The following is a 14,844-nucleotide window of genomic DNA, read 5'->3' as shown; positions in this document are numbered from 1 at the left end:
CCACGCATTGCGGCCCGGTCGGAACCCATAGCTATGTTCGGAAAATTCAGGCTCGAAATCTGCTTGCAGAATTTGCAGCAGCGCTTGCTGGATCAGGCGGTCCAGTACCGTTGGGATACCCAGTGTCCGTACCCCGCCATTCGGCTTCGGTATTTCCACTTTGCGTATCGCCATTGGCATGTAGTCACCCGCCAGCAATGCTGCCTTGACGCTTGGCCAGTGCTGTTGCAGCCATGCCTTGAAGTCGCTCACGGTGAGTCCGTCGACTCCTGCCGATCCCTTGTTCCGCACGACCCGCTCATACGCTCGCCACAGGTTGTTACGTCCCACCACGGCGTCCATCTGCCGCAGTCCTTCCGCTTTCGTTTGCCCATTCGCCGCCGTGCCAATCTCGGCACCAGTGGCAGCCATCGATGACATCCGGTCATCTAGCTCTGCATCTGGCGCAGTTGCCTGCCTTGTTGCGTCACCGATTTGCATCGAGGTCGAATGTCCTAATCGCGTTGTTCAATGTTCGGGCCTTCGGTCAGGTTCTCATCGGCTTGCCGCCTTTGTCCTCGACCTACTATGCCCTCTGCTGACTTCTGCATACGCATCCCGACACCTCTCGATGTCGGTAGCACAAGGCACGCATGCAGATCTCCCCGGGTATTGCGCACTCACCTTCACGCTTATGCCTGTCGGATTTACGTCGCAGCCTTCCGTACAAGTTTGGGGCTTTGATGATAACGGACATCTCACCCGACTGCGTCGCCTCATATCCGCTTCCTGTTCGTCAGGCCAGCGCTTTGCCTTCGGCTTCCTCCAGATCCGCAGTCGCCCGCGGCACCCTTGCCGTTCAGCTAACTCTTCCCCTTGTCGGGCGAGTAGAGGACTTGCACCTCCCAGTGAGTGCGCCCTGCCGGGCGCACCGTAAAAAAGGGTGGCCGAGGCCACCCTTTTGATTGATCGCGACTGCGCGGCTTATTTGGCGGCGTCGTCGTTGTACATGCTGGCGTACTTCCAGCCGAAGTACAAAATGAAGGTGTAGCACAGGGCTGGCACGAGGAAGGACAGCTGCAGGTTGATGTGGTCGGCCAGGAAGCCCTGGATGAACGGCACGATGGCGCCGCCGACGATGGCCATGCACAGGATGCCCGAACCTTGTCCCGTTTGCGCACCCAGCTTGTTCAGGGCCATGCTGAAGATGGTCGGGAACATGATGGAGTTGAACAAGCCGACGGCGATCAATGCCCACATGGCCGTGTGACCACTGGAGAACACGGCGACGAGGATCAGCGCGATGACGACGGCGGCGTTGAAGGCCAGGGTCTTTCCCGGGCTGACATAGCGCATCACGGCAAAGCCCACGAAGCGGCCCAGCATGGCGCCACCCCAGTAATAGCTGACGAAATACGCGGCGTCGGCGTGGCTGAGGCCAGCGATATGGCTCTCGCCCAGGAAGTTGATCAGGAAGCTGCCGATGCTGACTTCACCGCCCACATACAGGAAGATGGCCAGCGCGCCCAGCACCAGGTGGCGGTGCGACCAGATCGAGACCTTGTGGCCATCTTGCGCCAGGGCGGCCGCATCGTCGGCATGCGAAATCTTCGGCAATTTTGCCAGCGCGAACAGCACAGCCAGGATCACCAGCGTGGCGGCCAGCACCAGGTACGGGCCTTGCACGGAGGCCGCTTCCTTGGCGCGGTAAGCCAGTTGCTCGGCTGCCGGCAGCAGGTCGAACTGCTGCACCGTCAGCACGGTACCCGACAAGATCAGCATGCCGCCCAGGGCCGGCGCCACGGTGGTGCCCAGCGCGTTGAACGCTTGCGTCAGAGTCAAACGGCTCGACGCCGTCTGCGGGTCGCCCAGTTCCGTCACGTAGGGATTGGCCGCCACCTGCAGCACGGTGATGCCGGCCGCCAGGATGAAGAAGGACAGCAGGAACAGCGCATAGCTGCCGGTGGACGCCGGGTAGAACATGGCGCAGCCGGCGGCGGCGATCAGCAAGCCCGCAACGACGCCGCGCTGGTAGCCGATCTTCTTGATCAGCATGCCGGCCGGCAGCGAGACGATGGCGTAGGCGCCAAAGAAGCAGAACTGCACCAGCATCGCCTGGACATAGGTCAAGGTGTAGACCGAGCGCAGATGGGGAATCAGCACATCATTGAGCGATGTCAGCAGTCCCCACATGAAAAACAGCACCGTGACAATGATCAGGGCGCCTGTATTGTTTTGCGTGCCGGCCTGTGCGGGCGGTACGCCCTGGCCTTGCTTTACGTATTCCATACCTTCTCCATTTTTCAATTCCAAGATATCAGCGTGGGCCATGACTGCCATCAGCGATACGGGGGCAGGCATGGCGTGTCGCGCGCGCGGCAGGCGCACGGCCGACCGTTTCTCGCCAGAATGATGTCTTGTGGGCGCGGCACGCCTGCGGGCTGCGTCTGAAAACAACATCGAGGACAAAACAGTCTTGTAGTAAAACTACGATACTGCGCCCGCATTATGCCTTAAAGCCCCGTACTGCGCAGCTTTCCCGTCTGTTATGTTAAAAATGAATAGCTGACATTTGAAATCAAAAGTAGCCTTATAACTTGAAATCGCTATACTTATATTGCAGTGCAGCACAACGCGGCACGCCACACAAGGAGTCTGCCATGTCTACCGCATTTAGCTATCACACCACGCAAAACAGCAATATCGTCGCCACCCTCGTCCACGCCGCCAAGCGCGTGGGTGCCTGGCTGAACCACAGCAGCGACCGCCGCGAACGCGCTTACGAAGAAGCCTACCTGGCCGAATCGACCGACCGTTACGATCTGGAATACCGTATGCGCGAACTGGCCCGCGCCAACCCGCAGCCAAGCTGGATGAGCGGCCTGAGCCGTTAATATCCTGGGCCGGAAGCAAGCACTACCAGCAAGACCATCGCCAGCCCCATCCTGCTCGCCTCGCGCTTGAGCGCCGGATGGGTATGCGGCAACAGGCGGCCGCCCGGCATGGCGCCGGGAAGCGTCGCCATGTTGCAGTGCATCAGGTCATTTCCATGACATTTTGCACGTTTCGCTATCACTTCATCTAGTTTTACTACGTACTTCTACGGATCGCGCAGTGCGGGATCATGCCAGTGAATACGTACGCCTGCAGCATGGTGATGATCACGGCAAACAACAGGCTGTATTTCAAGGTAAAGCAGAACAGGTCCGATTCCTTGCCCACCAGGCCAGTGGCGGCGCAGGCGACGGCGATCGATAGGGGCGAAATCATCTTGCCCGTCACGCCGCCCGTCGTATTGGCCGCCACCAGCCAAGTATCGGACACGCCGATCTGGTGCGCCGTGGTGTTTTGCAGGGAGTAGAACAAGGCATTCGCCGACGCGTCGGAGCCCGTCAGGAAGACGCCCAGCCAGCCCTGCGCGACGATATCCTGGAATGTCGCCGCGTGCTGGAAGGGGCGACGCCCCACTTTGCGGCGCAGCCCCTTGTGCGAAGCGATCTGCGCCAGCCAGCCCGAAGAGGCGCGCACGGCGGCGGCAAAAACTGCTACCATCGCGCGCCGCCAACTGATCCGTCCTGCCATGACCGTCCTCAGCCACACCCATCCGCTGGTACTCCAGCTGGAAAACGATTTGCTGCCCCTGTTCCGCGCCGCCCTGGCGCCACTTGCGGCCGCCGCGCCACAGGTGCTCGCCTCCGTGTTCGCCTTTTCCAGCGGCACGGCCAGCGCCTTCGAGGATTATCACTTCGGCATTTCCTGCCTGCTCGAGGACGTGCCCGAGGATGCTGCGGAAGAAGTCGCCCTGCTGGTCAGCGTCACGGGCCTCGACGCCGGCGCCCGGCTCAGCGCCAAGGTCGTCTGGGGCCAGCCCTCGGGCCTGGTGGAAATGCAGGCCGGGCTGCAGAGCGGCGACGTGCATGCCCTGCATGCGGCCTTGCCCGACCTGCTGGCCAGCTTGCAACAGGCAGCCAGCCGTGGCAGGCCAGATGTGACAGGCGCATGAAAAAGTTCCAAGAAACAACAACTTACGATTTCCGCAGCGCAACTTTATTGACTTCCACTAGTCCTAGCGCCTATCCTTTCAGTTACGTTTGGTGAGAATGTGTGCATGTTCCTGCGAGCATGCAGACGGCGTCGCCTTGCTTGCGCAAAGTCCATTCCGCATTTTTATTGCACCATCAGGGCAACGTGCCTGGACGGCCGCTGCCAGCAAATACGGAGCTGCCTGCCATGCCATCGCACCACCATTTTCCTGCAACATCCTTGCTGGGCTGTGTCTTCCTGCTGGCCGCCCTGCCCGCGCAGGCACAGACCACGGAAAGCCCTGCCGCCACCTTCAGCGCCAATGCCAGCCTTACCTCGCAATACATTTCGCGCGGCTTTCGCCAGACCTGGGGCAAGCCGGCCCTGCAGGCGGGCATTGACTACGCGCACACGAGCGGCTGGTCGCTGGGCACCTGGGCTTCCACCGTCAGCGACCGCTATATCGAGGATGCGACCATCGAATGGGACCTGTACGGCGGCTACAGCGGCACGCTGGGCGTACTGGGCTACAGCGTGCTCGCGTATTACTACAAGTATCCGGGCGCCGTCTACCACGCCACCAGTGTCAAGTACGACTATGGCGAACTGTCGCTGGGCCTCAGCTACAAGATGCTGTACGCCAAGTACAACCATACCGTCACGCGCGACTTTTTCGGCATCACGAATGCGCGCGGCACGGGCTACCTGGACGTGGGTGCGAATGTCGACCTGGGCAACGCCTGGACCTTGAACCTGCACGCCGGCAATGGCCGGGTGGCGGGCGCCGGGAATGCCATGTGGAACTGGCGTGACGCCAAGGTCGGCGTCACCAGGGCCTTCGACGGCGGCTGGAGCACCAGCGCTGCCGTGACGCGGGCCTGGGGCGCCACCGACGCCTACGACCATTACACGCTGGGCATCCCGAATGCGGCCGGCCAGTTCGATACCTCGAACCCGGCCGCGACGACCTTCGTGCTGGCCGTCAGCAAGACTTTCTAGGCGCGCTACCCGCGACGCCCGAGACACCGATACCTCTCCCCATCAAGGAACAGCCTCATGCAACTATCACTGAACAGTAAAATCTGCGTCGCCGCCACCGCGCTCGCCATCCTCAGCCTGGGCGTCACGGCGGCGGTAATCGGCTACAAGAGCAGCGCCAGCGCCGAAGCGGCCGCCCTGGAACTGGCGCGCACGTCGGCGCGCGAAGTGGCGGGCGCGCTGCAGGCGCGCATCTCCAGCAACCTGGCCAGCGTTTCCAGCCTGGCCGGCGCCATGCGCGGCACCAAGAGCGCCAGCCTGCCCCTGCAGCGCGATCAGATCAATGAGCTGACCAAGGCGACGCTGACCAGTTCGGAAGACTTGCTGGGCGCAGCCGTGACGTGGGAACCGGACGCGCTCGACGGCAAGGATGCGGAATTTGCCAACCAGAAACCGAACTACGACGCCAGCGGCCGCTTCATGCCCTACTGGACGCGCGGCGCCGGCGGCAAGCTGCAAGTCGAACCCATCGTCTTCGACCCGAAACCGGGCGCCAATGACTGGTACGACGTGCCCAAGCGCACCGGCAAGACCTTCTTTACGGAACCGTATATCTACCCTGTCGATGGCAAGGATGTGCTGATGGCTTCGCTGGTGGCGCCCATCATGATCGACGGCAGCTTCAAGGGCACGGCCAGCGCCGACTTCATGCTCACGCGCCTGGCGAAAATCCTCGCCGGCCTGAAAGTGATCGAGGGCGGCAAGCTGGCCCTGATCTCGAACGGCGGCCTGTACGCCAGTCACCCCGCGCCTGAGCGGCTGGGCAAGAAGGCGGACGACGTGCCGGCCGCCGGCCTGGAAAAAGTACGCCAGGGCCAGGCGTATGAATACGAGGACGACAAGGGCTACATCCACTTGCTGCAACCGCTGCAGATCCACCCCGATATCGCGCCCTGGAGCGTGGAATTGAATTTCCCGAAAAGCGTGGCCACGGCTTCGGCGCGCGACCTGATGATCTACACCCTGATCGTCGCCCTGCTGTGCGCGGCAGCCACGGCCGGCATTTTGATCCTCGTCGTCAACCAGCTGACGCGCCCCCTGCGCACCCTGGGCCGCACCATGACAGACCTGTCCAGCGGCGATGCCGACCTGCGCGTCAAGCTGGAAGTCAGGGGTACCGACGAGCTGGCCGTGATCGGCAAGGGTTTCAACGCCTTCGTGGAAAAGATCCACGCCGTGCTGCTGCAAGTGCAAGCCAGTGCCGACAACGTGGCCCGTGCCAGCGCGGAAATTGCGCAAGGCAATAACGACCTGTCGGCCCGCACGGAACAGCAAGCCAGCTCGCTGGAAGAAACGGCCGCCTCGGTGGAAGAGCTGACGGGCACCGTCAAGGAAAACGCCGACCATGCGCGCCAAGCGAATCAATTGGCCGCTTCCGCGTCCAGCGTAGCGCAAAAGAGCGGCGAAGTAGTCGGCAAGGTGATCGAAACGATGACGTCGATCAATGACTCATCGAACAAGATCGTCGACATCATCAGCGTCATCGATGGCATCGCCTTCCAGACGAACATCCTGGCCCTGAACGCGGCCGTGGAAGCGGCGCGCGCGGGCGAACAAGGGCGCGGCTTCGCCGTCGTCGCCACGGAAGTGCGCAACCTGGCGCAGCGCTCGGCAGCGGCAGCCAAGGAAATCAAACTGCTGATCGACGATTCCGTGGGCAAGGTGGCGGCCGGCAGCAAGCTCGTCGATGAGGCGGGCGCCACCATGGAGCAAGTGGTCGACAGTGTGCGCAAGGTCACCGCCATCATGGCCGACATCAGCGTCGCCACCAACGAGCAAAGCGACGGCATCGCCCAGGTCAACCAGGCGCTGGCGCAGATGGATGGCGTGACGCAGCAAAACGCGGCCCTCGTCGAGGAAGCCGCAGCGGCCGCCGAAAGCCTGCAAGACCAGGCCAGCCATCTGGCCGAAGTGGTCAGCGTGTTCAAGCTGGGCGCACAGCAACAAGCAGCGGCGCCGGCAGTGAAGACGGTGGCAACGCCGCGCACGCCGCCCGCCGTCAAGGCAGCTCCGCCAGGCAAGCGCCTCGCCTCGATCAAACCGGCGCCCGCAGAAAGAACGCAAGCCAAGGCGCCAGCCGGTGATGACTGGGAAGAGTTTTAAGCAAGCCACGCCTGCCGGCAGCGCATTGCTCTTGATTTAAATCAAATCACGAATACATTCGGTGAGGATTGCCACCCATCCATCCTTTTATACTGTTGCCGCGCCTACGGCACGCATGCTTGCCGGCATGAAAGGATGGGGCATGAAAAAAGTTGTGGCAATAGTATTGACATCGAGCACCGCACTGCTGGCAGGCTGCGGCGGTGGCGGCAGTGATGCAGGCAATGCCAATGCTGGCTCGGCGCTGGCCGCCTACGTCGGCACCTGGCAAGCGCCATGCGACGACCATGAGCGCGAGATCATGGTCGTCGCAGCCAAGGCCGATGGCAGCGGCGCGATGGAACTGACCTCCACCACAGAAACCTATCTCAAGGCCGACTGCAGCGGCACCTTGCTGGGGACGGAAAGCATGACCGCGAAGATCAGCGCGACGCCGGATGGCGTGGCCGACGTTCTGGTCAAACTGACGGAAAATGGTGCCGCGACCCATGTGCGCATCGACAAGCTGAACCTGTCCATTCCCGCCTATGCCTTCAACGTCACGGGGCCTGGCGTGCAATACGTAAAGAAAGATGGCAAACAGCAATGGTGCATCGAATATGAAGGCGGCTCCACCTGCCTGCTCGACGAAGGCATGCGCCCGGCGCAAACCATCCAAGGTGGCGTTCTATTGCGCGACAACAAGCTCTACACCTTCTCGCATAACGGCACCAGTTATGTGCCCGACACGCTGTATGTAAGAAAATAGGCGCGGGACTGGCTGCGGGGCCCGTGGCCCTGCAGCTGCATGGCTACGCGTCCGTTGGCGAGCGTCTGTGCAGGATCGAATAAACATTCAAAAATAGAAAGCTATTCTGTTGAAAAAACAGGGCTTGCCATGTCGCAGCATACCTTCCCCCTGCCTTCCCACGCCGCCATGCCGAACGCGATCAGGCCTTGCTGGGCGGCATAGTCGCTGGCGCGGAAGACTATCCGTGGACGCTGTGACGGCGCGCGGACAAAAAAATCGCCGGACCGGATTGACTCCGGGCCGGCGCTCAGGTCTCGCCTGACTACGTGATTACTTGAGCGGCATGGCGATACCGAACATCACCGACTGGGTCCGACCGCTATCGATGTTCAGATTGCTGTTGTAGTCCAAGGTGATCGTCATGCCGTTCGATAGCAGCAACTTCACGCCCAGCCCCGCCGTCCAGTTGCCCGTCTGCTGCGGCACCGTGCGGATCACGTACACGGGGCCGTCGGCCACCAGGTCGGCATATGCCAGGCGCGCATCATCGGCGCCCTGGAACTGGTGCCGGTACTCGAGCCGCGCGCGCGGGAACCACGTGCCCAGGCCGCCCACATAGATGCCCTCTGCCCGCACGCCCAGCGCGCCGATGCGCGAACGCACGGTCTGCTTGAAGTAGCTCAGGGCGTTGATGCCCGCCGCCTTCTCCGTGTATGGATCGAGCTTGGCCGACATCAGTTCCACGCGGCCATACGGCGACCACATCCAGGTCTCATGGCGCATCTCCATGCCGCCCACCAGCGCGCCGAACACTTGCTTGCCGTCGCGCTCGCCCGTGGCGAAACCGCTGCCATCGGTCAGGTAGCGCGACGCGTCGTATTGCAAGGTGCCGTAACCGAGTACGCCGTCAAGGAAGACGCCCTTGCTTGGACGCAGGCTGCCATACACGGCCGCCACGGCGCTGTCGGCCGTACTGCGGCTGCCGTTCTGGCCCACGTCGCTGCGGTCATGGCTGAAACCGGCACCCACGCCCAGGGTCGCCAGGTCGCTGAGGCGGTAATCGCCGCCCACGCTGACGCCGTTGGTGCGGAAACGGAAGCCCGTCTCGCGCCCATTCACATAGTGCTGGCCGAAATCCACGGCGCCACCGAGCCACAGCGACAAGGCCTGCTTCTGCGTGTCCGGCTTTTGCGGCATGTCCGGCAAGCCATTCGTTGCCTGGCTGACATCCACCTGTTGCCGGTCGCTGCTGAAACCGGTATCGGGCTGGCGCAAGGCCGCCTTGCGCATGAACGGTTTCACCGCCGTGCCAAACACGCGGTCCGCTTCGTCCGCCTGCCAGCGCGCCAGCGCTGCCGTCGGGTTGCCGCTGTCGTTCGGCGGCGTCAGGCTCAGGCCAAAGCTGGACCTTCCCCAGCCGTCGCCATGCAGGCTTTCCAGGCGCTGCGTGAAGTTCGACAGCTGCGCCGTGGCGAAGCGCCGCGCCGCATCGGCTTGCGCCGCCTGCAAGCCGATCACTTCCGGATCGACCGACGGATCGCGCCGCGCCGTGACGGTGACGTTGACCACGCCCGGTTTCGAAGTGGCAAAGGCATTGCTCAGGGTGTAGCTGACAACGGCTGCGCCGGCAAATTTGCCCGAGGCCGCAAAGCTCAGCTGGTACGACGGCTTGCCGGCCGTGCCCACGTCGCGCACCACCGCCTTGCCCGCCTCCGCCGGCGCCACGCTGAGCACATTGGCCGCCGTGAACGGGCCGCCCGTGGCGCCCGCCGTCAGGTCGACCGTCACCGTCAGGCCCGCCACCACCGTGGCACTCTGGCTGGCCACCTGCGGCATCGGATTGACGCTGATCGTCGACGTCACCGGCGCCGAGGTGCCGAACACGTTCGACACGGTGTAGCCGATGCTGACGTCGCCGCTGGTATTGATACCTGGCGTATAGACGATGTCCATGCCATTGACGACGGCCGTGCCGCTGGCCGGTTGCGTGGTAATGGCCACTGCCGTGAATGGCCCGCCCGTGGCGCCTTCCGTCACGTTCAACGTCACCGGCGTGCCGGCCAGTACCGTCGCCGTCTTGGCGACAGGCAGGGGCACCGGCTGCGGCGCTACCGTCACGCTGACCGTGGCCGGCGCGGACGTGCCGCCCGGGCCAGTGGCCGTGTAGCTGAAGGCGTCCGGGCCGAAATAGTTGGCATTCGGCACATACGTCACCTTGAAGCTCGCGCCCACGGCGCGCGCCATGCGCGCCGAGGCACCGCTCGACACCACTGTGACGATCCCATGCTGCGGCGGCGTGACGATGGTCACGCCCGTGATCGGGCTGCCATCGGTCGAGGCGATCGTCAGGCTCACTTCCTGGTTGGCCGAGGTGGTCGCCGTTTCATTCGGCACCGGCGGCGGCGCCTGGTTCACCTGCAGGGTCAACGCCAGTTGCACCGTGAACTGGTTCGCGTCCGCCACGCTGATGGTAAATGCGAAACTGCCGAACGGGGTCGGCGTGCCGCTCAATACGCCGCTGGCCGCATCGAGCACCAGGCCGGCAGGCAAGGCGCCGCTGCTGACGGAATACGCGTACGGCGCGACGCCGCCGGCCGCCGTGAAGGTCTGGCTATACGCGTCGCCGGCACGGATGGGCGCCAGGCTGGCCGGCGTCAGGCTCAAGGTTGGCGCGGCGACGGCCAGGGTATAGCTGTTGCTGGCACTGAACGGCGCGCCCACGCCCGTGCTGCTGTCCGTGACCTTGATACTGAACGGGAAATTGCCCGCCACGTTCGTCGTGCCGGACAGCACGCCGGTGGATGCGTTCAGGGTCAACCCGACAGGCAAGGCACCCACCACGGCATAGCTGTACGGCGCCGTGCCGCCCGCTGCCGTCAGGGTCGTGCTGTAGGCCGCTTCCGCCGTCGGGTTGGGCAAGCTGGCCGGCGTCAGGGCGAGTGTCGCCGACGCCACGGTCAGCGTATAGCTTTGCGTACCGGTAAACTGGTGCGCATCGGCCGCCTGCACGCTCAAGGTGAAGCTGCCGGCCGCCGTCGGCGTGCCGTTCAGCAAACCGCTGCTGCTCAGGGTCAGGCCTGCGGGCAGGCTCCCGCTCGACACCGTATAGGCATAGGGAGCGACACCGCCGCTGGCCGTCAGTTGCTGGCTGTACGCCGTGGCCACTGTCGCCGCCGGCAAGGTGCCCGGCGTGACAGTGATGCTCGGCGCGCCCACGCTCACGGTATAGCTGTTGCTGGCGCTGAACGGCGCACCCGCGCCCGTGCTGCTGTCGCTGGCGCGCAGGCTGAAGGTAAAGCTGCCCGCTACATTGGTCGTGCCGGACAGTACACCGGTGGCCGCGTTCAGGCTCAGGCCGGCGGGCAGGCTGCCGCTGGCCACGCTGAAGGTGTACGGCGCCGTACCGCCCGCTGCCGTCAGCGTCGTAGTGTAGGCCGCTTCCGCCGTTGGATTCGGCAAGGTGGCAGGCGTCAGGCTGAGCGTGGCGGAGGACACCACCAGGGTATAGCTTTGCGTGCCGGTGAACTGGTGCGCATCGGCTGCTTGCACGGTTACGGTAAAGCTGCCGGCCGCCGTTGGCGTGCCGCTCAGCAAACCACTGCTGCTCAGGGTCAGGCCTGCGGGCAGGCTCCCGCTCGACACCGTATAGGCATAGGGAGCGACACCGCCGCTGGCCGTCAGTTGCTGGCTGTACGCCGTGGCCACTTTCGGCGCCGGCAACGTTGCCGGCGTCACCGTGATTACGGGGGCGGCAACGCTCAACGTGTAGCTGTTGCTCGCGCTGAATGGCGCACCCGTCCCCGTGCTGCTGTCGCTGGCACGCAAGCTGAAGGTAAAGCTGCCGGCTACATTCGTCGTGCCGGACAGGACGCCGGTGGCCGTATTCAGGCTCAAGCCGGCAGGCAGGCTGCCGCTGCTGACACTGAAGGTGTACGGCGCCGTGCCGCCCGCTGCCGTCAGTGTCGTAGTGTAGAGCACTTCCGCTGTCGGATTGGGCAAGCTGGCCGGGGTCAGGCTGACGCTAGGATTGCCCACAGCGACCGCCACTGTGGCTGACGCGGACGTGCCGCCGGCGTTGCTGGCCGTATAGGTAAAACTGTCTGGCCCGGCATAGCCTGCCGTTGGCGTGTAGCTGATGCTCATGCCGCTGACCGTCGCCGTACCGTGCGCAGGTGCCGATGCCACGGCCACCGACGTCGCTGCGCCGCCGCTCAGGTTCAGGGTGATCGGATTGGCGCTGCTGCCATACGCCACCGTCGCGCTCACGGCGCCGGCAATGGGCACGCCGGGCGTCACCGTGATCGTCACGGTGGCCGCCGCCGACGTGCCACCGGCGTTGCTGGCCGTAAAGGTAAAACTGTCCTGCCCGGTATAACCTGCCGCCGGCGTGTAGGTGATGCCGGTGCCACTGACCGTCGCCGTACCGTGCGCAGGTGCCGATGCCACGGCCACCGACGTCGCCGCGCCGCCGCTCAGATTCAATGGAATCGCAGTAGCAACGCTGCCATACGCCACCGTCGCGCTGACGGCGCCGGCAATGGGCACGCCGGGCGTCACCGTGATCGTCACGATCGCCGCCGCCGACGTGCCACCGGCGTTGCTGGCCGTATAGGTAAAACTGTCCTGCCCGGAATAACCTGCCGTTGGCGTGTAGCTGATGCCGGTGCCGCTGGCCGTCGCCGTACCGTGCGCAGGTGCCGATGCCACGGCCACCAAGGCCGCCGCGGCGCCGCTCAGGTTCAGCGTAATCGGGTTGGCGCTACTGCCGTAAGCCACCGTCACGTTGACATTGCCAGCTATGGGCGCGCCGGCCGCCACTGTGACGGAGTACGCGCGCGAACCTGTGTAGGGTCCGCTGCCGGTGCTGCTGTCGGTGGCCGTGACGATGAAGTTGAATGGTCCCACTGCCGTCGGCGTGCCCGACAATGTACCGTCGGACGCCAGGCTCAGGCCCGTGGGCACGCTGCCGCCGGTGACGGCATAGCTGTACGTCGCCGTGCCGCCGGCGGCAGAGATGCCCTGGCTGTAGGCGACGCCGGCTGTCATCGCGGGCATGACCGTCGGCGTGATACTGATCGTCGGTGTTGCCACCGTCATCGAGTAGGCGCGCGCGCCCGAATACGGACCGCTGCCCGTCGAACTGTCAGTGGCGCGCACAGTGAAGTTGAAGACGCCGCCGGCCGTCGGGGTGCCTGACAGCACGCCGGTGGCCGTATTCAGACTCAAGCCGGCCGGCAAGGAACCGGTACTGATCGCATAGGTGTATGGCCCTGTGCCGTTCGCTGCCGTCACGTTCTGGCTGTAAGCACTACCCACGGCTGCCGCTGGCACGCTACTTGGCGTAATCGTAATGCTGGGCCCGCTGACCGTGACAGTAACAGTGGCCGGCACCGAAGTGCCGACGCCGTTGCTGGCCGTGTAGGTAAAGCTGTCGCTGCCGCCGTAACCGACCGTCGGCGTATAGCTGATGCTGGTGCCGCTGGCCGTCGCCGTACCGTGCGTGGCAGCGGACGCCACCGCCACCGATGTCGCCGCGCCGCCGCTCAGGTTCAGCGTAATCGGGTTGGCGCTACTGCCGTAAGCCACCGTCACGTTGACATTGCCAGCTATGGGCGCGCCGGCCGCCACTGTGACGGAGTACGCGCGCGAACCTGTGTAGGGTCCGCTGCCGGTGCTGCTGTCGGTGGCCGTGACGATGAAGTTGAATGGTCCCACTGCCGTCGGCGTGCCCGACAAGGTACCGTTCGACGCCAGGCTCAGGCCTGCGGGCAAGCTGCCAGTTGTGACGGCATAGCTGTAGGTGGCCGTGCCGCCGGCGGCAGTGATGCCCTGGCTGTAGGCGACGCCGACCGTCATCGCCGGCATGATCGTTGGCGCGATGGTGATCGTCGGTGCTGCCACCGTCATCGAGTAGGCGCGCGCGCCCGAATACGGGCCGCTGCCCGCTGAACTGTCCGTGGCGCGCACGGTGAAGTTGAAGACGCCGCCGGCAGTCGGCGTGCCAGACAGCGCGCCGGTGGCGGTATTCAGGCTGAGCCCGGCCGGCAAGGAGCCCGCACTGATCGCATAGGTGTATGGCCCTGTGCCGTTCGCTGCCGTCACGTTCTGACTGTAAGCCGTCCCTACGGTTGCCGCAGTCACGGTGCTTGGAGCAAGCGTGATGGTGGGCCCGCTGACCGTGATCGTCACGGTGGCCGGCGCCGAAGTGCCGACGCCGTTGCTGGCCGTGTAGGTAAAGCTGTCGCTGCCGCCGTAACCGGCCGTCGGCGTATAGCTGATGCTGGTGCCGCTGGCCGTCGCCGTACCGTGCGTGGCAGCGGACGCCACCGCCACCGAAGTCGCCGCGGCGCCGCTCAGGTTCAGCGTAATCGGATTAGCAGTGCTGCCATAGGCCACCGTGGCGTTGACTGCCCCGGCAACCGGGGTACTGGGCAATATCGTGACGTTATAGACGATGGGGTTCAGGCTATCGTCACCGACAGTAAAGGTATCAAAGGTGGCATTGTCGCTCGCTCTATTTACATAGTGCACAATATTCGTGCTCACCGGATCCTGGACTATGTCACCATGCAACGGCGCAACCTGTATGGGCATCAGACCATAAGTACAAGGATTGGGATTGTAGTCCTGCAGAACAAACCCCCCTGACGCAATGGTGATGTTGACTGGGTTCTGGCAGGTAGTGGCAGCAACGGCATGATGCGACCACGACGACATCAGGAAAAACAGCACGGTCACCGCCACGCGCATCAGCCAGGGCGGCAAGAGCGCGGCACGCGACACGGGGCACCTGTCAGAAGTCCAGAAATTCACACCACTGACAGGGGACGGGCAACTCAATTTGCGGAGATTTGGAAACATCATTTTCCTTCGATACATTTTTGGATGAGGAAAGTCTGGACCAAGCCCTGCGCCATCACGGCCACCATTTACGTGGATTTCAGCCACCGCCAGCGGGTCTGAAAATGCTT

General features: G+C 63.9%; 8 protein-coding genes and 2 pseudogenes. 5 read left to right on the top strand and 5 right to left on the bottom strand.

The genetic code is table 11. The features are described 5' to 3' along the window. Positions 1-480 (bottom strand): annotated as a pseudogene (locus ACQ4WS_RS21445) (group II intron reverse transcriptase/maturase); the annotation flags it as partial. Between the two features lie 483 nt (positions 481-963). Then, positions 964-2,268 carry an L-fucose:H+ symporter permease gene (gene fucP / locus ACQ4WS_RS21440; RefSeq protein ID WP_436479042.1) on the bottom strand — a complete coding sequence of 435 codons (1,305 nt, stop codon included), beginning with the start codon at positions 2,266-2,268 and terminating at the stop codon, positions 964-966. Positions 2,269-2,639: 371 nt separating this feature from the next. Between fucP and ACQ4WS_RS21435 the strand changes: the two genes are divergently transcribed. Beyond that, positions 2,640-2,873, top strand: a complete 234-nt coding sequence (locus ACQ4WS_RS21435; RefSeq protein ID WP_219114448.1) for a DUF3563 family protein — start codon at positions 2,640-2,642, stop codon at positions 2,871-2,873. Here ACQ4WS_RS21435 and ACQ4WS_RS21430 read toward each other — a convergent pair. Further along, positions 2,870-3,004 (bottom strand): hypothetical protein, encoded by a 135-nt coding sequence (locus tag ACQ4WS_RS21430; protein ID WP_436479041.1) that lies wholly within the window; start codon positions 3,002-3,004, stop codon positions 2,870-2,872. The genes ACQ4WS_RS21435 and ACQ4WS_RS21430 overlap by 4 nt on opposite strands. Positions 3,005-3,069: 65 nt before the next feature. Beyond that, positions 3,070-3,531, bottom strand: a pseudogene (locus tag ACQ4WS_RS21425) (L-lactate permease); the annotation flags it as partial. 28 nt (positions 3,532-3,559) lie between these two features. On the opposite strand from ACQ4WS_RS21425, the gene ACQ4WS_RS21420 reads away from it, so the two are divergent. From ACQ4WS_RS21420 to ACQ4WS_RS21405, 4 genes are all read left to right on the top strand, one after another. Beyond that, positions 3,560-3,982, top strand: coding sequence for a hypothetical protein (locus tag ACQ4WS_RS21420; protein WP_436479040.1), 423 nt, complete (start codon positions 3,560-3,562; stop codon positions 3,980-3,982). 227 nt (positions 3,983-4,209) lie between these two features. Continuing rightward, positions 4,210-5,001 (top strand): TorF family putative porin, encoded by a 792-nt coding sequence (locus ACQ4WS_RS21415; protein WP_436479039.1) that lies wholly within the window; start codon positions 4,210-4,212, stop codon positions 4,999-5,001. A 57-nt stretch (positions 5,002-5,058) separates the two neighbouring features. Then, entirely contained in the window at positions 5,059-7,143 is a 2,085-nt protein-coding gene (locus ACQ4WS_RS21410; RefSeq protein WP_436479038.1) for a methyl-accepting chemotaxis protein, read from the top strand. Between the two features lie 142 nt (positions 7,144-7,285). Continuing rightward, positions 7,286-7,891 carry a hypothetical protein gene (locus tag ACQ4WS_RS21405; RefSeq protein ID WP_436479037.1) on the top strand — a complete coding sequence of 202 codons (606 nt, stop codon included), beginning with the start codon at positions 7,286-7,288 and terminating at the stop codon, positions 7,889-7,891. Positions 7,892-8,203: 312 nt separating this feature from the next. On the opposite strand, the gene ACQ4WS_RS21400 is transcribed toward ACQ4WS_RS21405, so the two are convergent. Then, complete coding sequence (locus tag ACQ4WS_RS21400) at positions 8,204-14,419, bottom strand: putative Ig domain-containing protein (protein ID WP_436479036.1); 6,216 nt, start codon at positions 14,417-14,419, stop codon at positions 8,204-8,206. Between the last annotated feature and the right edge of the window lie 425 nt (positions 14,420-14,844).

This window comes from Janthinobacterium leeuwenhoeki (assembly GCF_051380795.1).
Lineage (GTDB): Bacteria > Pseudomonadota > Gammaproteobacteria > Burkholderiales > Burkholderiaceae_D > Janthinobacterium.
The sequence above is the reverse complement of the archived record's forward strand: the minus strand, read 5'-3'. Positions and strand labels throughout refer to the sequence as shown.